At 70.4% G+C, this 15,637-nt stretch carries 21 protein-coding genes and 1 tRNA gene; 7 read left to right on the top strand and 15 right to left on the bottom strand.

Annotated features, from left to right (window positions below; genetic code table 11):
* The first annotated feature begins 218 nt into the window (after positions 1-218).
* Positions 219-1,184 (top strand): HAD family hydrolase, encoded by a 966-nt coding sequence (locus KUG38_RS01490; protein ID WP_286195524.1) that lies wholly within the window; start codon positions 219-221, stop codon positions 1,182-1,184.
* A gap of 5 nt (positions 1,185-1,189) precedes the next feature.
* Positions 1,190-1,927, top strand: a complete 738-nt coding sequence (locus tag KUG38_RS01495) for a pentapeptide repeat-containing protein (RefSeq protein ID WP_216918733.1) — start codon at positions 1,190-1,192, stop codon at positions 1,925-1,927.
* Positions 1,928-1,933: 6 nt separating this feature from the next.
* Here the strand turns inward: KUG38_RS01495 and KUG38_RS01500 are convergent, their stop codons facing one another.
* Positions 1,934-2,272 carry a PilZ domain-containing protein gene (locus KUG38_RS01500; protein ID WP_216918734.1) on the bottom strand — a complete coding sequence of 113 codons (339 nt, stop codon included), beginning with the start codon at positions 2,270-2,272 and terminating at the stop codon, positions 1,934-1,936.
* A gap of 340 nt (positions 2,273-2,612) precedes the next feature.
* On the opposite strand from KUG38_RS01500, the gene KUG38_RS01505 reads away from it, so the two are divergent.
* On the top strand, positions 2,613-2,783 hold the full coding sequence (locus KUG38_RS01505; protein ID WP_216918735.1) for a hypothetical protein: 171 nt from the start codon (positions 2,613-2,615) through the stop codon (positions 2,781-2,783).
* A 13-nt stretch (positions 2,784-2,796) separates the two neighbouring features.
* Here KUG38_RS01505 and KUG38_RS01510 read toward each other — a convergent pair whose 3' ends face one another.
* From KUG38_RS01510 to KUG38_RS01530, 5 genes are all read right to left on the bottom strand, one after another.
* On the bottom strand, positions 2,797-3,333 hold the full coding sequence (locus KUG38_RS01510; RefSeq protein WP_216918736.1) for a hypothetical protein: 537 nt from the start codon (positions 3,331-3,333) through the stop codon (positions 2,797-2,799).
* Positions 3,334-3,377: 44 nt separating this feature from the next.
* The gene (locus KUG38_RS01515; RefSeq protein ID WP_216918737.1) at positions 3,378-4,343 is read right to left on the bottom strand and encodes a histone deacetylase family protein; all 966 of its coding nucleotides are present in this window, start codon (positions 4,341-4,343) and stop codon (positions 3,378-3,380) included.
* Entirely contained in the window at positions 4,343-4,963 is a 621-nt protein-coding gene (locus KUG38_RS01520; protein ID WP_216918738.1) for a DUF3598 family protein, read from the bottom strand. Before KUG38_RS01520 ends, KUG38_RS01515 begins: the two co-directional genes overlap by 1 nt.
* A 97-nt stretch (positions 4,964-5,060) precedes the next feature.
* Complete coding sequence (gene arsJ / locus KUG38_RS01525) at positions 5,061-6,344, bottom strand: organoarsenical effux MFS transporter ArsJ (protein ID WP_216918739.1); 1,284 nt, start codon at positions 6,342-6,344, stop codon at positions 5,061-5,063.
* Between the two features lie 7 nt (positions 6,345-6,351).
* Positions 6,352-7,392 carry an ArsJ-associated glyceraldehyde-3-phosphate dehydrogenase gene (locus KUG38_RS01530; RefSeq protein WP_216918740.1) on the bottom strand — a complete coding sequence of 347 codons (1,041 nt, stop codon included), beginning with the start codon at positions 7,390-7,392 and terminating at the stop codon, positions 6,352-6,354.
* Positions 7,393-7,445: 53 nt separating this feature from the next.
* Between KUG38_RS01530 and KUG38_RS01535 the strand changes: the two genes are divergently transcribed.
* Positions 7,446-7,820, top strand: a complete 375-nt coding sequence (locus KUG38_RS01535) for an ArsR/SmtB family transcription factor (RefSeq protein ID WP_286195525.1) — start codon at positions 7,446-7,448, stop codon at positions 7,818-7,820.
* A 44-nt stretch (positions 7,821-7,864) separates the two neighbouring features.
* A complete protein-coding gene (locus KUG38_RS01540) occupies positions 7,865-8,269 on the top strand; it encodes a YccF domain-containing protein (protein WP_094586160.1) in 405 nt (134 codons plus the stop codon).
* Here the strand turns inward: KUG38_RS01540 and KUG38_RS01545 are convergent.
* The 3 genes from KUG38_RS01545 to KUG38_RS01555 form a co-directional block, all read right to left on the bottom strand.
* Positions 8,266-8,697 carry a type II toxin-antitoxin system VapC family toxin gene (locus tag KUG38_RS01545; protein WP_353617691.1) on the bottom strand — a complete coding sequence of 144 codons (432 nt, stop codon included), beginning with the start codon at positions 8,695-8,697 and terminating at the stop codon, positions 8,266-8,268. The genes KUG38_RS01540 and KUG38_RS01545 overlap by 4 nt on opposite strands.
* Before the next feature lie 4 nt (positions 8,698-8,701).
* Complete coding sequence (locus tag KUG38_RS01550; protein ID WP_216918741.1) at positions 8,702-8,998, bottom strand: AbrB/MazE/SpoVT family DNA-binding domain-containing protein; 297 nt, start codon at positions 8,996-8,998, stop codon at positions 8,702-8,704.
* A gap of 96 nt (positions 8,999-9,094) precedes the next feature.
* Positions 9,095-9,168: transfer RNA gene (locus KUG38_RS01555), tRNA-Arg, on the bottom strand.
* A gap of 83 nt (positions 9,169-9,251) precedes the next feature.
* On the opposite strand from KUG38_RS01555, the gene KUG38_RS01560 reads away from it, so the two are divergent.
* Complete coding sequence (locus KUG38_RS01560; protein WP_216918742.1) at positions 9,252-10,214, top strand: hypothetical protein; 963 nt, start codon at positions 9,252-9,254, stop codon at positions 10,212-10,214.
* 4 nt (positions 10,215-10,218) lie between these two features.
* On the opposite strand, the gene KUG38_RS01565 is transcribed toward KUG38_RS01560, so the two are convergent.
* Positions 10,219-10,458, bottom strand: coding sequence for a hypothetical protein (locus KUG38_RS01565; RefSeq protein ID WP_216918743.1), 240 nt, complete (start codon positions 10,456-10,458; stop codon positions 10,219-10,221).
* A gap of 24 nt (positions 10,459-10,482) precedes the next feature.
* The gene (gene rsmI, locus KUG38_RS01570) at positions 10,483-11,337 is read right to left on the bottom strand and encodes a 16S rRNA (cytidine(1402)-2'-O)-methyltransferase (protein ID WP_353617692.1); all 855 of its coding nucleotides are present in this window, start codon (positions 11,335-11,337) and stop codon (positions 10,483-10,485) included.
* A 32-nt stretch (positions 11,338-11,369) separates the two neighbouring features.
* Here rsmI and KUG38_RS01575 point away from each other — a divergent pair, with 32 nt between their 5' ends.
* Complete coding sequence (locus KUG38_RS01575; protein ID WP_216918745.1) at positions 11,370-12,302, top strand: 3'(2'),5'-bisphosphate nucleotidase CysQ family protein; 933 nt, start codon at positions 11,370-11,372, stop codon at positions 12,300-12,302.
* Between the two features lie 16 nt (positions 12,303-12,318).
* Here KUG38_RS01575 and KUG38_RS01580 read toward each other — a convergent pair whose 3' ends face one another.
* The 4 genes from KUG38_RS01580 to rpsN form a co-directional block, all read right to left on the bottom strand.
* Positions 12,319-12,735: a type II toxin-antitoxin system VapC family toxin gene (locus KUG38_RS01580; protein WP_216918746.1), complete on the bottom strand. Its 417-nt coding sequence runs from the start codon at positions 12,733-12,735 to the stop codon at positions 12,319-12,321.
* Entirely contained in the window at positions 12,729-12,971 is a 243-nt protein-coding gene (locus KUG38_RS01585; RefSeq protein WP_216918747.1) for a type II toxin-antitoxin system Phd/YefM family antitoxin, read from the bottom strand. Before KUG38_RS01585 ends, KUG38_RS01580 begins: the two co-directional genes overlap by 7 nt.
* A gap of 72 nt (positions 12,972-13,043) precedes the next feature.
* The gene (locus tag KUG38_RS01590; protein ID WP_216918748.1) at positions 13,044-15,173 is read right to left on the bottom strand and encodes a polyribonucleotide nucleotidyltransferase; all 2,130 of its coding nucleotides are present in this window, start codon (positions 15,171-15,173) and stop codon (positions 13,044-13,046) included.
* Between the two features lie 130 nt (positions 15,174-15,303).
* Positions 15,304-15,606 carry a 30S ribosomal protein S14 gene (gene rpsN / locus KUG38_RS01595; protein WP_043325519.1) on the bottom strand — a complete coding sequence of 101 codons (303 nt, stop codon included), beginning with the start codon at positions 15,604-15,606 and terminating at the stop codon, positions 15,304-15,306.
* Positions 15,607-15,637 lie beyond the last annotated feature (31 nt).

Consider the following 15,637-nt stretch of genomic DNA (forward strand, 5'->3'; position numbering starts at 1 on the left):
CAACGCTCACAACTTCCCCCTCGACCTGGCCGCTGCCAGCGCCACCCCCGTGGCCCTGACCGCCCCGGCGATCGGCTGATCCAGCCCTTCCAGATTCTCTGGAACCTTCCAACCCCCTGCGCGAGCAGGGGGTTTTTTCATGGCGTCGGGTTCCGGCTGGGCGAGGCTGGGCTTCTCCGGTCCCTGTGCCAGCGTGGGCCGGCGGCACACCGCAGCCCATGACGGCAAGCGACCCCATGACCGCTGACGCTGGCCCCGATCCCCTGCCCTCCTGGCGCGAGGGCAGCGTCAAGAGGCGCCTGCTCGCGTTCGCCCAGGCGGTCAGCACCCCCGGGGACCCCGCCTGGGTGGCGCCCCAGGAGCGGATCGCCGTGTTCGACAACGACGGCACGCTCTGGTCGGAGCAGCCGATGTACGTGCAGCTGGCCTTCGCCCTCCAGCGCGTACGGCATCTGGTGGCGGAGCGCCCCGAGCTGGAACGCCATTCCCTGGTGGCGGCGGCCCTGGCCGACGACATCGACGCCCTGATGGGCCACGGCCTCGAGGGGCTGCTGGAGCTGGCGGCGATCACCCATGCCGGCATGACCGACGCGGCCTTCAGCGACCTGGCCCGCGCCTGGCTGCGGGAGGCCCGCCATCCCCGGCTTGGGGTGCCCTACACCGGGCTCGTCTACCAGCCGATGCTGGAACTGCTGGCGCTCCTGCGGGCCAGGGGATTCCGCAGCTGGATCGTGACCGGTGGCGGTGTCGAGTTCGTGCGGGTGTTCGCCGAGGAGACCTTCGGCATCCCTCCGGAGCGGGTGATCGGCTCGACACTGCAGCTGCGCTACGGCGAGGAGAACGGCCAGCCGACTGTCTGGCGCGAAGCCATGGTCGATTCCATCAACGACGGCGAGGCCAAGCCGCTGGGGATCGCCCGGGCCATCGGCCGGCGCCCGATCGCGGCCTTCGGGAACTCCGACGGCGACCTGGCGATGCTGCGCTGGACCACCGCCGGCCCCGGCCAGCGGCTGGGGCTGCTGCTGCACCACGATGACGGCGAGCGGGAGGTGGCCTACGACCGTGCCTCCCCCTTCGGCCGCCTGGATCAGGGCCTGGAGCTGGCCGGGCGCCACGACTGGAGCCTGGTCAGCCTGCGGCGTGACTGGGACAGGATCTTCCCCTCACCTCCAACCCAGAACTGACCCGGATGCGCAGGCCCTCCTCCACCTGGTACGCACGCCAGAAGCGGCGGCGTGAATCGCCGTTCTTCTGGCTGCTGGACCGCTCCTTCGGTTTCCGGGTTCTGATGGCCGCCGCGCTGTCCTTTGCGTTGCTGGCGGTGGTCAACCGTTTCGAGAACTGCCATGCCAAGGCCGGCCAGGCCGATTGCCTGACCAGCAATTTCCTGGAGATCATCAGCGTCGGCACGGTCGAATCGTTCAGCATCGTCACGGCGGCGATCTTTTACCTGCTCGAAGCCGGACAGCGCAAGGAGAAAGAGCATCAGGAGATGTTCGAACTGCTGCTGGCCCAGCGTCAGGCCGGGGCCTCCAACAGCCTGGGCCGCCTTCGGGCCCTGGAGATGCTCTCCGCCGATGGCCTCTGGCAGGACGGCTTCGATCTGGGGGGCGTGGATCTCGAAGGTCTGAGGATCCCGTTCAGCCGGTGGCGCGGTGCCAACTTCTCCGGCACGGTGCTGCGCAACGCCGATTGCCATGGCGCTGATCTGGCCGAGGCGGATTTCAGCCGCGCCGATCTGAGCGGGGCGAATCTCCGAGACGCCGACCTGCGCGGTGCCAACTTCACCGGGGCCGATCTGAGCCGGACTGACCTGCGGGGCGCCAGGGTGGATGGGGCGGAGTTTCGGGGCGCCCAGCTCAGCCGGACGCTCACGGATGGGCCGTTACCGGGTCAGGAGGCTGGACCTGCCGCCGCGGAGGGCTGATCGAGCTCAGGCGACCAGCCTGGTGAGGGCATCCTGGGGGAGCGAGGCGTTGAGGAAAGACAGGCCCACGTAGGTGTTGAAGCCGGTGTTTCGCACCCAGCGCACCTTGGAGCGCAGGGTCACCTTCGAGCCGGCGTCGTAGTTGCGGGCTTCGAAGATGACGGTGTCGTCCTCCTGGACGTCCAGACTCCCCTGACGCAGGACGCAGGCCCCCTGTTCGCTGACATCGCGGAGATTGACGAACACCGATTGCTTCGTGGCCAGGGTGAGGCTCACCGAAACGCCGACAGGGACGTGGTGCCGTGTGCTGGCACGCTTCCCTTCGGGATGCAGATCCTGTGACATGAAACGGGCACGGCACGCCCCTGCCATGAAGCGCGAACAGGGGGAGTGCCAATTCTAGGTCCGGTTGTTGTCTGCGTCACCACCGCTTCGCCTGGTTCCTGCAACATCCCGCCATGGGGCCGCCAGAGCATCGGCTAGGGTGAACCGATCCGGCAGAAGCCGGCGAACCTGTTGTTCGCCTTCGTCGGAGCCAGCACCGAGCCGCCCCGCGCTTCCTGGGGTCGGTCCACCAGGTCCAACGTCGGTCCATCAGGTCCAACATCGACTGCCGTGTGCGATTCCCCGCGGGGGATCGGCAGTCTCCCGGTGCGAGATCCATATCCCCCTGTCCACCTTTCCGATGAACACCCTCTCCAGGCGCCCGTCCGGCGCGACCCGCCCCATCCCCGGCGCCGCCGCCTCCGGCCGCGGTCCCCATGCCTACCCCTGCTGCCCCCTGGCGGCCAGGCCGCCCCGCCACGACCCCTCCCAGCACCCCCTCACCTGGGAGGACCTGCTCGGCCGCCGCTGACTCAGGGCGGCGTTCAATCGTCGTCGTCGTCACGGTCGCGCCGCTTCTCCAGCACGTAGACGCGGCCGTCGGGCGTCACCAGCCGTTTCACGGCCTCACGGGAGGCGCGCCAGCGATCGCGTGCCTCCTCGGCGCGCCGGACCTGCCGGGCCGCCTGCCTGGCCTGCCTGGCCTGGGCCGCCCGCACCCGGGGCGCATAGGTGTTGCGGTACCAGTCGTCCTGGACGAACAGGACCGGCACGTTGCAGGCCTGGTACAGCGCGCAGTAGCGGCCCCAGTCGCGGGCCTGCTGGGGGGGCACCCGCAGGTAGATGGGCTCGATCGCGGACGGGTTCCAGCGGTCGCTGCCCAAGGGCTGCCAGCCGATCACCGGGCCGTAGCCGAGGACCGGCGGTGGGGCCTGGTTGCCGATGGTGATCCGGCCGTAGTACCCGGACTGCCCCAGGGGCACGGTCAGGGAGGTCTGGGCCTGGACCGGGGCGTAGACGATTCCGGCGCCGCAGACCACCCCCAGGGCGGCGTGGAGCAGGCGGGAGGAACGGCTGATCATGGTCGAAGCTCCGTGGCCCCACCAGGAAAACGCCCCCGTATGACTCAGAGCTGACCGGGTCGGGGGCCATCTGTGACCGGACGTGACAGCTCCATGCCGGTGGCGTGGATCCGGGCGAGCTCGTCAGCGGCCCTCACCACCAGGGTGTGGCGCTCCACCAGGGCCGCCAGGTCGTCGTAGCCCCCGCCGATGACGGTGGCCACCGGCAGGCGGCGCCGCAGGGCGGCATCGATCACCAGTCGGTCGCGCCGGTACAGGCCGTCGTCGCTCAGCTCCAGCCGGCCGAGGCGGTCGTCCCGGTGGGGATCGACGCCGGCGTTGTAGAGCACCAGATCCGGACGCACCTGATCCAGCAGATCCGGCAGGGTCCGCTCCAGGGTCCGCAGGTAGGCGTCATCCCCCACGCCGTCCCCCAGGGCCAGGTCCAGGTCGCCCGTCTGCTTGTGCAGGGGGAAGTTGCTGGCCGCGTGCATCGAGAAGGTGAACACGCGGGGGTCGCCGGTGAAGATCGCCGCCGTGCCGTCGCCCTGGTGCACGTCCAGATCCACCATCAGCACCTGCCGCACCAGGCCCTCGGCCAGCAACACCCGGGCCGCCACGGCGCAGTCGTTGAAGATGCAGAAGCCGCTGCCGTGCAGCGGGAAGGCGTGGTGGGTGCCGCCCGCCAGGTGGCAGGCCAGGCCGTGGCGCAGGGCCAGCCGGGCCGTGAGCACGGTGCCCCCCACCGCCAGCCAGCTGCGGCGCACCAGGGGGGGCGAGACGGGCAGGCCGATGCGGCGCACCTCCTGGGGGGTCAGCAGCCCCCGGGAGAAGGCCTCGTGGTAGCTGCGGCCGTGCACCTGCTCCAGCCAGCGGCGCGGTGCCGGCAGCGGCTGGTGGATCTGCCCCGGGCGGGCCAGCTCCAGCTGCTCCAGCCGCTCCTTCAGCAGCCGGAACTTCTGCATCGGGAAGCGATGGCCGCTGGGCAGGGGGACCGCGTAGGCCGGGTGGTAAACCAGCGGGGGCCCCATCAGTCCGGCGACAGCGGCTCCAGCAGACCGTAGGGGGTGTAGCGGCGCTCGATCCGGCACGGCGGGCCGCCGGCGGGCTGCCAGCTGAGGGCCACCCGCACGGGCCCCGCCTCGCCGGGCCCAGGGGAGATGACCACCTCGACATCGTCGTCGAGGTGCCAGCGGTGGCCGGAGGCGTCCCCCGATCCGATGCTCTCGATCACGGCCACCAGCGGCGTGTCGGGGCCGGCGTCACCTGTGCCCGGCCGCCATTCCCTGGCATAGGTGAAGCTCTCGAGGCTCTCAATGCCATGGCGCAGCACCACGCGCCGGCGCCGCTCGCCCTGGACGACGCAGAGCTCGGCGATCCAGGGCCATGGACCCATCCGATCCATGCCCAGGCTCCAGTGGCCGGCGGCGCTGATCTGCATCGCCGCCGGGGGTTCGCTGAAGCGCATCGGCACCACGCGGCCGGTGTTCAGGTAGGTGAGGGCGGCTTCGATCGTGCCGTCCTCATCGCTCACCCGCAGCCGGGTGGGGAAGCGCTCGATCTCGCGGCCGTCGGGATCGAGCCGGTGGAACAGACCCTCCCAGCAACCGCCGTTCGCCTCCAGCAGCCTCTGGCGGGGCGGGGCGCTCAAGGGCATGGCCGACGGAACAACGGCATTCAGCATGGCGACAACAGCCCCGCCGGCGCGGGCTGCCCTCGGGGGTCAGGGCTCAGCCGAGGATCTGCGCTCAGCCGATGGCCAGGGGGCGGGGTTGGGCCTGGCGCGGCGGTGCCGGCAGCCGGGTGCTCACCAGCCAGGCCAGCCCCACCAGCAGGGCCGAGCTCCACAGGCAGGCCTGCAGGCCGCCCACCAGGAACAGGGCACCCGAGAGCACGGTGCCGAGCAGGCGGCCGCCGGCGTTGGCCATGTAATAGAAACCCACGTTCAGGCTCACCGATTCGGCATCGGTGTAGGCCAGGATCATGTAGCTGTGGATCGAGGAATTCATGGCGAACACCACCCCGAAGGCCGCCAGTCCCACCACCACGGCCACACCGGGATTCCCCACCTCGCGCCAGAGGGCGATGGCGATCAGGGCCGGAATGGCGGTGAGCAGTCCGCTCCAGAAGGTCACGGCGGAGACGCCCGGCGGCGCGGTCTGGCCCCAGCGGCGCCGCAGGGCCGGGGCCGATCCCTGCACGAGGCCGTAGCCGATCACCCACAGCCCCATGAAGCCGCCCACCTCCCAGTAGCGCCAGCCGAGCGTGGTCTGCAGGAACACCGGCAGGGCCACCACGAACCAGACATCCCTGGCGCCGAAGAGAAAGAACCGGGCCAGGGAGATGCGATTGATGCCGGGAGACTTGGAGAACAGGGCGGTGAAGGCGGGCTTCTGTTTCATGCGGCCGATCTCCCCGGGCAGCACCAGGGTGAACAGGAAGGCCAGGAACAGGCCAGCCGCCATGGCGCCGACGGCGGCGTTGAAGCCGATCGTGGCCAGCAGCAGGCCGCCGAGGAAGAAGCCCACCCCCTTGAGGGCGTTCTTGGAGCCGGTGAGAATCGCCACCCACTGAAACAGCTGGCTCTCGCCCCTGTCGTGGTCGTCGGGGGTTTCCGGAACCACGGACTTGATAGCACTTTTGGCGCTCATCTTGTTGAGATCCTTGGCGATGCCGCTGAGCGCCTGGGCCACCATCACGTAGGCCACGCTCCACCATTTCGGCCAGCTGTCGGCGACGGGCACCAGCATCAGCAGGGCCGCCACCTGCATCAGGGTGCCGGTCCAGAGGGTGAGGTGCAGACCGAAGCGGGCCCCCAGCCAGCCGCCGCAGAGGTTGGTGATGATGCCGAAGAACTCGTAGAAGAGAAACAGAAAGGCGATCTCCAGCGTGCTGTAGCCCAGCGAGCGGAAGTGGAACACCACCAGCATCCGCAGGGCGCCGTCGGTGAGGGTGAAGCACCAGTAGTTGGCCGTGACGATGGCGTACTGCTGCAGGGCCGTCAGTGGCTGGCCGGAGCGGAGCGGAAGCATCGGCCGTTCACTCCGCCCGGACGGCGTCCAGGGCGGCCACATGGCAGGCCAGATCCGCCATCCGGCAGCTGTAGCCCCACTCGTTGTCGTACCAGGCGTACACCTTCAGCTGGGTGCCGTTGATGACCATCGTCGAGAGGGCATCGACGATCGAACTGCGGCTGTCGTTGACGTAGTCGACCGACACCAGGGGCCGCTCCTCGTAGCCCAGGATGCCCAGCAGGGGACCCGCCGCCGCCGCCGCGAAGGCGCCGTTCACCTCCTCCACCGTCACCGGGCGCTCCAGCTCGAACACCGCATCGGTGAGCGAGGCATTGAGCAGGGGCACGCGCACGGCGTGGCCGTTGAGCTTGCCCTGCAGCTCGGGGAAGATCATCCCGATCGCCTTGGCCGAGCCGGTGGTGGTGGGGATCAGGCTCTGGCTGCAGGAACGGGCCCGGCGCAGGTCGCTCTTGAAGCTGTCGATCACCACCTGGGTGTTGGTGACGTTGTGCAGGGTGGTGATCGAGCCATGGCGGATGCCGAAGCTCTCGTGCACCACCTTCACCACCGGCGCCAGGCAGTTGGTGGTGCAGGAGGCGGCGGTGAGGATCCGGTGCCGGTCCGGCACGTAGGTGCCGTGGTTGATGCCGAAGACGATGTTGGGGATGTCGATGCCGTCCAGCTCGCCCTTCACGGGGCAGGCCACGATCACCCGCTTCACGCCGCTCTGCCGCAGGTAGGGGGCGAGGGCCTCGGGGGTCTTGACCTTGCCGCTGCACTCGAGCACCAGCTCCACCCCCGCCTCCTGCCAGGGCACCAGCGCCGGATCGCTCCCCCGCGACCAGCCCACCCGGCGCCCTTCGATGGCGAAGCCCCCGCCGTCGGCCTCGGCCGCCACCGTCCGGGTCCAGCGGCCGTGCACCGAGTCGAATTCCAGCAGGTGGGCGGCGCCGGCGGCGTCCCCGGCGCTGTCATTAACGTGAACCAGCTCCAGGCCCGGCCGCCCCCAGAGGGCGCGGAACACCAGGCGACCGATCCGCCCGAACCCGTTGATGCCGATCCTCACAGCGCCTGCAGCGACAGGCCCCTAACCTCGCATCAAGCAGAGTTGATCGATTTATGGCCGGGTTAAGGACCGCTGCAGCTCCGCCGACTCCCGGCGCTTCTGGGCGATTCGCCTGTGCTTCGGCCCCGCTGGAGGCCGAGGAGGCGCGCCTGCTGCTGCGGGCCCTGGCCGACCCGATCCGGCTGCAGGTGATCGAAGCCCTCGGCGGCGGCGAGCGCTGCGTCTGCGACCTCACCACCGACCTGGGCCTGGCCCAGTCGAAGCTCTCGTTCCACCTCAAGGTGCTGAAGGAAACAGGCCTGCTGGCGGACCGCCAGAGCGGCCGCTGGGTGTATTACCGCCTGCAGCCGGAAGCCCTGGAACGCCTCAGGGGCTGGCTCGCCGGCCTGGCCGCCAGCTGCACCGCCCCGGCCGAACCCTGCGGCTGAGGGGCCGAACGGCGTCATGCTGGAGCGCAGCACCGGACCTCCCCATGCTGCGCTTCCTGCTCAACGTCCTCTGGTTCGTGCTGGGGGGCTTCGTGATGGGCCTGGGCTGGTGGCTGGCCGGCCTGGTGGCGGCGATCACGATCGTGGGGATCCCCTGGGCCCGGGCCTGCTTCGTGATCGGCAACTTCTCCTTCTGGCCGTTCGGCTACGAGGCCGTCAGCCGCCGGGAGCTCACCGGCCGGATGGATTTCGGCACCGGTCCCCTGGGGCTGGTCGGCAACGTGATCTGGTTCCTGCTGGCCGGCTGGTGGCTGGCGATCGGCCACCTCAGCGCCGCGGTGGCCTGCTTCGTGACGATCGTGGGCATCCCCTTCGGCATCCAGCACATCAAGCTGGCCCTGATCGCCCTGGCCCCGATCGGCATGCAGGTGGTGCCGGTGCGGCGCTAGTCCAGCGCTGGAGTCAGGCCCAGGGCGGCGGCGGCTTGCCGCATCCGCCCGTCGAAGCTGGCCAGATGGGAGCAGCGGCTATGGAGGGCCACCGCCAGGTGCAGGGCATCACCGGCGCGCAGCCCGAGAGCGGGGACCTGAAGCAACTCAGCGGCCTGGCGGAAACGGTCCCGGTCGAGGGCGCGCAGTTCCACGCCGCCCTGCAGCAGGCGCTCGAAATGCTCGCTGGCGGCCCTGCGGGCTTCCGGGCTGAGCCCGTGGTGGCGCTGCTTGAGGCCGAGGGCGCTGTGGGTTTCGGTGATCAGCGAGTCGCTGCTGATCAGGGTGTCGCGGCACTGCTCCAGCCATTCCAGTGCCCCCGGGCTGGACGCTTCCGGGGTCAGCAGGGCAACCACGACGCTGGTGTCCAGGTAGATCACGGCGGGCACGGCCTCACCAGCGCTCCTGGTCCCGGCACGCTTCGATCACCGATGGGGTGATCGGCATGGTGGCCTGCAGCTGGCGCAGGTCGGCGGCCAGCGCGCGGCGGTCCAGTCGTTGCAGGGGCTCCAGGCTCACTCGGCCGTCGGCTCCGACGACGATCTCGATCGGGTCACCTTCCCGCAGGCCGGCCTGACGCAGGCACTCGGCGGGGATCCGGACAGCCAGGCTGTTGCCCCAGCGACGGATCGCCTGCTGGACGCGCCGGCCAGGTTCCTCGGCTCGTTGACTGGGCTGGGATGGTGCCAAGGCGTCCAGCACGGCCGGTGCCGCCGGGATGTAGATACACGACTCTACATGGGTTGGTCGGGCTTCGGCGTGTCAATTCCCGGCCGTTTCTGCCAACGCCCCCTGATGGATTCGAACCATCGACCGGCTGCTTAGAAGGCAGCTGCTCTATCCAGCTGAGCTAAGGGAGCCCGGTGGGCATTGTGCCAGTGTTCGGCGGCCAGGCCACTCCGGTAGCCCCCCCTACAGTGAACGACCGCGCTTGAACCGTTCCATGGCCGCCACCCGGCTCAGCGACAGCCAGAAAACCGAGCTGGTTGGGCGATTCCGGGAGGGTTCCAGCAGCCAGCAGCTGGCGGACAGCTACGGCTGCAGCGCCAACACGGTCATCCGCGTCGTTCGCACGGAACTCGGCGACGAGGAATACGAGCGCCTCAAGGCGGAGCGCTCCCGCCGGCGCAGCCGTGTGGCCACGGACGATGCCGACCCGGCCGCTGCCCCGGACACCCTGCAGACGGCCCTCGCCATCAGCACCCCCGAGCCGGAACCCACCTCCGAGCTTGAGCCCGCCCCCGAGCCGGAGGCGGCGCACGAGCCGGATCCCGAGCCGGAAGCGCCGGCTGAGCCGGAACCCGCCCTGGAGCCCGCCCCGGAACCCGCTCCTGAGACGACCACCACCGCTCGTAGGGTCATCCCTGCCCCGCCCCGCCGCTTGACGGTGGCGGCCCCGGTGAAGGCCGAGGCGGAAGCGGAGGACGGTCCCGCCGTGCTCGCCATCGAGGATGCCGACGACTTCGGCGCCGATGACGACGACCTGCTCACCAGCGACGACGGTGACGATGACGGGGCCGAGGGGGAGATCAACCCGTTCCAGCCGATCCCCGTGGTGCTGCTCGATGACGGCGCCCCGGCGGGGGCCGACGGCCGGCTCCAGCCCCTGGCCAGCGCCGCCCTGCCCTCCAGCGCCTACATGCTGGTCGACAAGACCGTGGAACTGCAGGCCCGGCCCCTGAGCGAGTTCCCGGAGCTGGGCCGGCTGCCGGACGCTGAGCTGGAGCGCCAGGCCCTGGTGGTGTTCCTCAATCCCCGCCAGGCCAAACGCCAGTGCGGCCGCACCCAGCGGGTGATCAAGCTGCCCGACCTGAAGGTGTTCGAGCTCACCGCCCCCTACCTGCTGGCCCAGGGCATCAGCCGGGTGGTGATCGAGGGTTCCCTCTACGCCCTTCCCGGCAGCTGAGGCCTCAGCCCTCGTCGCCCGGGGGGCTGCCTGGCAGCAGCAGGGCCGCGCTGGCGCCGCCGCTGATCACCCCCAGCACCAGGGCCACCCCCACGATGAAGCCGGCCGGCAGCGGGGCGCTGCGGGCAAAGCCGAAGCGCAGCTGGGGCCGCACCTCCAGGTTCTGGGCCCCGAGGCAGAGCAGGGTCAGCAGCAGGGTGCCGCCCAGCAGGCTGCCGCACAGGAGGCGCAGGCGCAGAAGCATCGGGGCGTTGCAGGACCAGCTGCTTCAGTCTGACGGCTCGCGGTGCAGCAGGGCATAGAGGTCCCGGCGGCTGTGGCCGCTGCGCTCCGCCAGGGTGCGGGCGGCCTCCCGGTTGCTGAGGCCGCCCGCCACCAGCTCCCCAAGGGCGCGGCGCAGGTCGGCCTCGTCCCAGACGGGGGCCGCCGCCGGCGGGGCACCGCCCAGCACCAGGGTGCACTCCCCCTGGGGCGGGGTGCGGCGGAAGTGCTCCAGGGCCGCCGCCACCGTGGGGCCCACCTGCTCCTCGTGGCGCTTGGTGAGCTCCCGCGCCACCTGCAGGGGCCGGTCGCCGAGCACCGCCAGCAGGTCTTCGAGCAGGGCCAGCAGCCGGTGGGGGGCTTCAAACAGCACCATCGTGCGCTCCTCGCCGGCCAGGGCTTCCAGCCGCTGGCGCCGGGGGCCGCCCTTCGGCGGCAGGAAGCCCTCGAAGCAGAAGCGGCCCGAGGGCAGGCCGCTGCTCACCAGGGCGGTGGTCACGGCGCTGGGGCCGGGAACGCAGATCACCTGGCGGCCGGCGGCGCGGGCGGCGGCCGCCAGCTCCTGGCCCGGATCCGACACCCCCGGCAGGCCGGCATCACTGATCACGGCGATCGCTTCGCCCGCCTCCAGGGCCGCCAGCAGCTGGGGGATGCGGGCCGTCTGGTTGTGCTGGTGGAAGCTCAGCAGCGGCGCCTTGATGCCGAGGTGGTGCAGCAGCAGGCCGCTGCGGCGGGTGTCCTCGCAGGCGACGCGGTCGGCCCCCGCCAGCACCCGCCGGGCCCGGGGGGAGAGGTCGTCGAGGTTGCCGATGGGGGTGCCCACCAGATAGAGAACGCCGGCGGCGGGTTCGTGCTCCTGCACCGATTCCTGCACAATGCCGTTTTCCGGTCTCCATGATGCCGTCTGCCTTCGCCCTGCCCGACGGCATCGGCCGTGAGCCCCTGCTGGCGGAACTGCGCCGGCTGGCCTGGGGGGCGGCCGACATCCTGCGGGCCTATGCCCGCGGCGACGTGCCCCCCTACGGGTTCCCGCCGGCCCTGAGCGTCGACCACGGCGGCGAGGGGCCGGTCTCGGCGGCGGATCTGGCGGTCAACCGCTGGCTGCTCGACGGCCTGGCGGCGGCCTTCCCGGCCGCCGGCTGGACCCTGCTGAGCGAGGAGACCGCCGCCGAGATGCTGGTGCCGGGCCAGCCCCTGGACGCCGAGTGGCTGTGGATCCTCGATCCCCTCGATGGCACCAAGGACTTCCTGCAGGGCACCGGCGAGTACGCCGTCCACCTGGCCCTGGTGCGCGGCCAGCGGCCCGTGCTGGGGGTGGTGCTGCTGCCGGAGCCGGAGGAGCTCTGGTTCGGGCTGGTGGGGGCGGGCGACGCCGGCACGGGGGGTGAGGCCTGGCGCGAGAACCGGGCTGGTGAGCGCACCCCTGCCACCCTCAGCGGCCGTGGCGAGGAACTGGTGCTGGTGGCCAGCCGCAACCACCGCGACGACCGCCTGGAGCAGCTGCTGGCCGAGCTGCGGCCGGCCCGCAGCACGGCGATCGGCAGTGTCGGCGGCAAGGTGGCCACGATCCTGCGGGGGGAGGCCGACCTCTACATCTCCCTGTCGGGCCGCAGTGCCCCCAAGGACTGGGACATGGCCGCCCCGGAGGCGGTGCTGGTCGCCGCCGGCGGTGCCTTCAGCCATGCCGATGGCCGGCCCCTCACCTACAACAGCGGCGACGTGTGCCAGGCGGGCTGCCTGATCGCCAGCCACGGCCCGGCCCACGCCGAGCTCTGCCGCCGGGCGGCGGCGGCGATGGCGCTGATCGATCCGGGTTTCGCCGTCTGAACGGCAACCAGTCGATTCAGCAGGCGAGCAGCTCCAGCCCGCAGGTCCTGGCGGCCTCAATGAGTGCGTTGTCGCGGCTGGCCAGGGGGAGACCTGCGCGCATCGCCAGTTCCAGATAGGCGGCGTCGTAGCTGGTGAGACGGTGCTGGGCCGCCAAGCTCAGCACGTCGTGCCAGACGACGGCCGGATCGGCGGGATCGATGGCCAGATCGAGCTGAACCACAAGGGTGAGGAACTGGCTCCGATCCGCTGCGCTGATCCGGCCGCGCCGTTCGGCCATCAGCAGCACGTTGGCCAGCTCCCAGAGAAACAGCGCCGGCACGCAGAGTTCAGACTCCGGCAACCGCGCCAGGAGCGCCTCTGAGGCCGCGGTGCGTTCGTCCTCGAAACACCAGGCGCAGACTGCGGAAACGTCGGCGACGAAGCTCAGCACCGGCGGCCTGCGTCCCGCAACTCCTGGATAGAGGAGCCGTTGAGGCGCCGACCGGTGGCGAAGCGGCGCAGACGCTGGATGGCCTCGATGCGGCGCTCGCGGCCATGGGCGTTGACAGGAACCAGCCGTGCCAGGGGCCTGCCGTGGCGGGTGATCAGGATCTCCTCGCCACCGGCCACCTCCTCCAGCAGGCTGGAGAGGTGGGTCTTGGCCTCGAAGGCCCCGACGGTCTTCATCGCCCGATTCCAACCAGTTGCCAACCAGTTTAGGGCTGAGGGCCCGGCCGCACGGCCAGGCCCCCGCAGCGATCAGACCGCCGCCGGCTCCTGCTGGGGAACGCCCCGCAGGGTGAGGTTGATGCGGCCGCGGTTGTCGATCTCCCGCACCCGCACCGTCACCTGGTCGCCGACGTTGACCACGTCCTCCACCTTCTCCACCCGGGCTTCGGAGAGCTGGGAGATGTGGATCATCCCCTCCTTGCCGGGCAGGATCTCCACGAAGGCACCGATCGGGATCACCCGGGTGACCGAACCGTTGAACACCTCCCCTTCGCTGACGCGACGGGTGAGGCCCTCGATGATGCGCTGGGCCTCTTCGGCGGCGGCGCCGTCATGGCTGGCGATCGTGACGATGCCGCCGTCCTCGATGTCGATCTTGGTGTTGGTGCGCTCGGTGATGCCCTTGATGGTGCGGCCGCCGGGGCCGATCACCGTGCCGATCAGTTCCGGATCGATGCGGAAGCTGAGCAGGCGCGGGGCGTGGGGGGAAAGGACTTCGCGGGGCTTGTCGATGGCCTCGAGCATCTTGCCGAGGATGTGCAGCCGGGCCGGACGGGCCTGGTTGATCGCGTCGGCGATGGTCTTGACGGCCAGGCCTGAGATCTTCATGTCCATCTGCAGGGCGGTGATGCCCTTCTCGGTGCCGGCCACCTTGAAGTCCATGTCGCCGAGGAAGTCCTCGATGCCCTGGATGTCGGTGAGGATGCGCACCTCCTCGCCCTCCTTGATCAGACCCATGGCCGCGCCGCTCACCGGGGCCGCCAGGGGCACGCCGGCGTCCATCAGGGCCAGGGTGCTGCCGCAGACCGAGCCCATCGAGGTGGAGCCGTTGGAGCTGAGGCACTCCGACACCACCCGGAGCACGTAAGGGAAGCTCTCCTTGGAGGGCAGCACGGGGATCAGGGCCCGCTCGGCGAGGGCGCCGTGGCCGATCTCGCGGCGACCGGGGGAGCGCATCGGCCGCGTCTCACCGACCGAATAGGGGGGGAAGTTGTAGTGGTGCAGGTAGGTCTTCTCGCTGATGGGGTTGAGGTCGTCCATCTCCTGGGCGTCGCTCGGGGTGCCGAGGGTGGCGCAGGAGAGCACCTGGGTGAGCCCCCGCTGGAACAGGCCCGTCCCGTGCACCCGCTTGGGCAGCACGCCGACGGCCGCCTGGATGGGACGCACCTCGTCGAGGCTGCGGCCATCGACCCGCTTGCCCTCGACGATGATCTGCTGGCGCATCAGCTTCTTGGTGAGGCCCTTGTAGGTGTTGCCCAGCAGCTTGCCGTTGCTGCTCACGGCCACCTTGATGGGGTCCTCGCCGCCGAGGGCGGCGATCTTCTCGCCCACCTCGGCCTTGATGGCGTCGAGTTTCTCGTCCCGTTCGGCCTTGGTCTGGCCGAACTGCTTGAGCACCTCACCGATGCCCTTGGCGCATTCCTTCTCCAGAAACTCGGGCAGGGCGGGGTCTTCGCTGCGCTCCTCGGGCAGCACCTGCTCGATGCCGAGCTCCTTGAGCAGGGCCAGCTGGGCCCGGATCAGTTCGCCCACGGCTTCGTAGCCGAAGTCGATGGCCTCGATCACGTCCTGTTCGGGCAGCTGGTTGGCGCCCGCTTCCACCATCACGACGCCGGAGGGGGTGCCGGCCACCACCAGGTCGAGCTCGCTGCGCTCGATCTCCCGGAAGCTGGGGTTGAGGACGAAGTCGTCACCCAGCAGGCCCACCCGCACGGCGGCCATGGGGCCCATGAAGGGAATCTTCGCCAGCAGGGTGGCCATCGAGGCGCCGGTCACGGCGAGCACGTCGGGCGGAACCCGCTCATCGAGGGACATGCAGGTGGCGACGATCTGCAGGTCGTCCCGCAGCCAGCCCGGGAACAGGGGCCGCATCGGCCGGTCGATCAGGCGGCAGGTGAGGATGGCCCGCTCGGGGGGGCGGGCCTCCCGGCGAAAGAAGCTGCCCGGGATGCGCCCGGCGGCGTAGAGACGCTCCTCGTAATCGCAGATCAGCGGCAGGAAATCGATGCCTTCCCGGCCTTTCGAGCGGGTGGCGGTGACCAGAATCGCTGTATCGCCGCATTCCACCATCACCGAGCCCCCGGCCTGGGGCGCAAATCGGCCGCTGGTCAGCCGGATCTCCCGACCATCGAAGGAGATCGACTGAGTGTGTCCTTGCACTGGGCGTTATGTCCGTTTTGTTGTCGCCGACCATTCTCGCATCCGCCGTTCCAGGCCATGAAGAAGGCGCCCTCGCGGGGCGCCTGATGCGACCGAAAGCCGTTGCGGTGAAAGGGCTGGAGCCCCCGGCTCACCAGCTGGACTTGACCACGCCGGGGAGCTCACCCTTGTGGGCGCGCTCGCGCAGCTGGTTGCGGCAGAGGCCGAAATCGCGGTAGTAGCCGCGGGGCTTGCCGGTGGCCCAGCAGCGGTTGCGGATGCGGTTGGGGGCGCTGTTGCGGGGCAGCGACTGCAGCTTGCGGTGGATCTCCAGGCGCTCCATCGGATCGCCGGCCGCATCGAAGGCCTCCTTGAGGGCGGCACGGCGCGCTGCGAAGCGCTCCACGATCTTGCGGCGCTTCACGTCACGCGCGATCATCGACTTCTTAGCCATGCGGCCGGAGGAGGGGGAAACTTCAGCCCGC

Origin of the sequence: Synechococcus sp. CCAP 1479/9 (assembly GCF_019038535.1) — a bacterium.
Classification (GTDB): Bacteria; Cyanobacteriota; Cyanobacteriia; order PCC-6307; family Cyanobiaceae; genus Cyanobium.

What these genes read in the sequence shown, in the direction of transcription:
- KUG38_RS01490 (WP_286195524.1), top strand. Translation starts at nt 219, where the DNA reads ATGACGGCAAGCGACCCCATGACCGCTGACGCTGGCCCCGATCCCCTG.
- KUG38_RS01495 (WP_216918733.1), top strand. Translation starts at nt 1,190, where the DNA reads ATGCGCAGGCCCTCCTCCACCTGGTACGCACGCCAGAAGCGGCGGCGT.
- KUG38_RS01500 (WP_216918734.1), bottom strand. Translation starts at nt 2,272, where the DNA reads ATGTCACAGGATCTGCATCCCGAAGGGAAGCGTGCCAGCACACGGCAC.
- KUG38_RS01505 (WP_216918735.1), top strand. Translation starts at nt 2,613, where the DNA reads ATGAACACCCTCTCCAGGCGCCCGTCCGGCGCGACCCGCCCCATCCCC.
- KUG38_RS01510 (WP_216918736.1), bottom strand. Translation starts at nt 3,333, where the DNA reads ATGATCAGCCGTTCCTCCCGCCTGCTCCACGCCGCCCTGGGGGTGGTC.
- KUG38_RS01515 (WP_216918737.1), bottom strand. Translation starts at nt 4,343, where the DNA reads ATGGGGCCCCCGCTGGTTTACCACCCGGCCTACGCGGTCCCCCTGCCC.
- arsJ (WP_216918739.1), bottom strand. Translation starts at nt 6,344, where the DNA reads ATGCTTCCGCTCCGCTCCGGCCAGCCACTGACGGCCCTGCAGCAGTAC.
- KUG38_RS01535 (WP_286195525.1), top strand. Translation starts at nt 7,446, where the DNA reads ATGGCCGGGTTAAGGACCGCTGCAGCTCCGCCGACTCCCGGCGCTTCT.
- KUG38_RS01540 (WP_094586160.1), top strand. Translation starts at nt 7,865, where the DNA reads ATGCTGCGCTTCCTGCTCAACGTCCTCTGGTTCGTGCTGGGGGGCTTC.
- KUG38_RS01560 (WP_216918742.1), top strand. Translation starts at nt 9,252, where the DNA reads ATGGCCGCCACCCGGCTCAGCGACAGCCAGAAAACCGAGCTGGTTGGG.
- KUG38_RS01565 (WP_216918743.1), bottom strand. Translation starts at nt 10,458, where the DNA reads ATGCTTCTGCGCCTGCGCCTCCTGTGCGGCAGCCTGCTGGGCGGCACC.
- KUG38_RS01575 (WP_216918745.1), top strand. Translation starts at nt 11,370, where the DNA reads ATGATGCCGTCTGCCTTCGCCCTGCCCGACGGCATCGGCCGTGAGCCC.
- KUG38_RS01585 (WP_216918747.1), bottom strand. Translation starts at nt 12,971, where the DNA reads ATGAAGACCGTCGGGGCCTTCGAGGCCAAGACCCACCTCTCCAGCCTG.
- rpsN (WP_043325519.1), bottom strand. Translation starts at nt 15,606, where the DNA reads ATGGCTAAGAAGTCGATGATCGCGCGTGACGTGAAGCGCCGCAAGATC.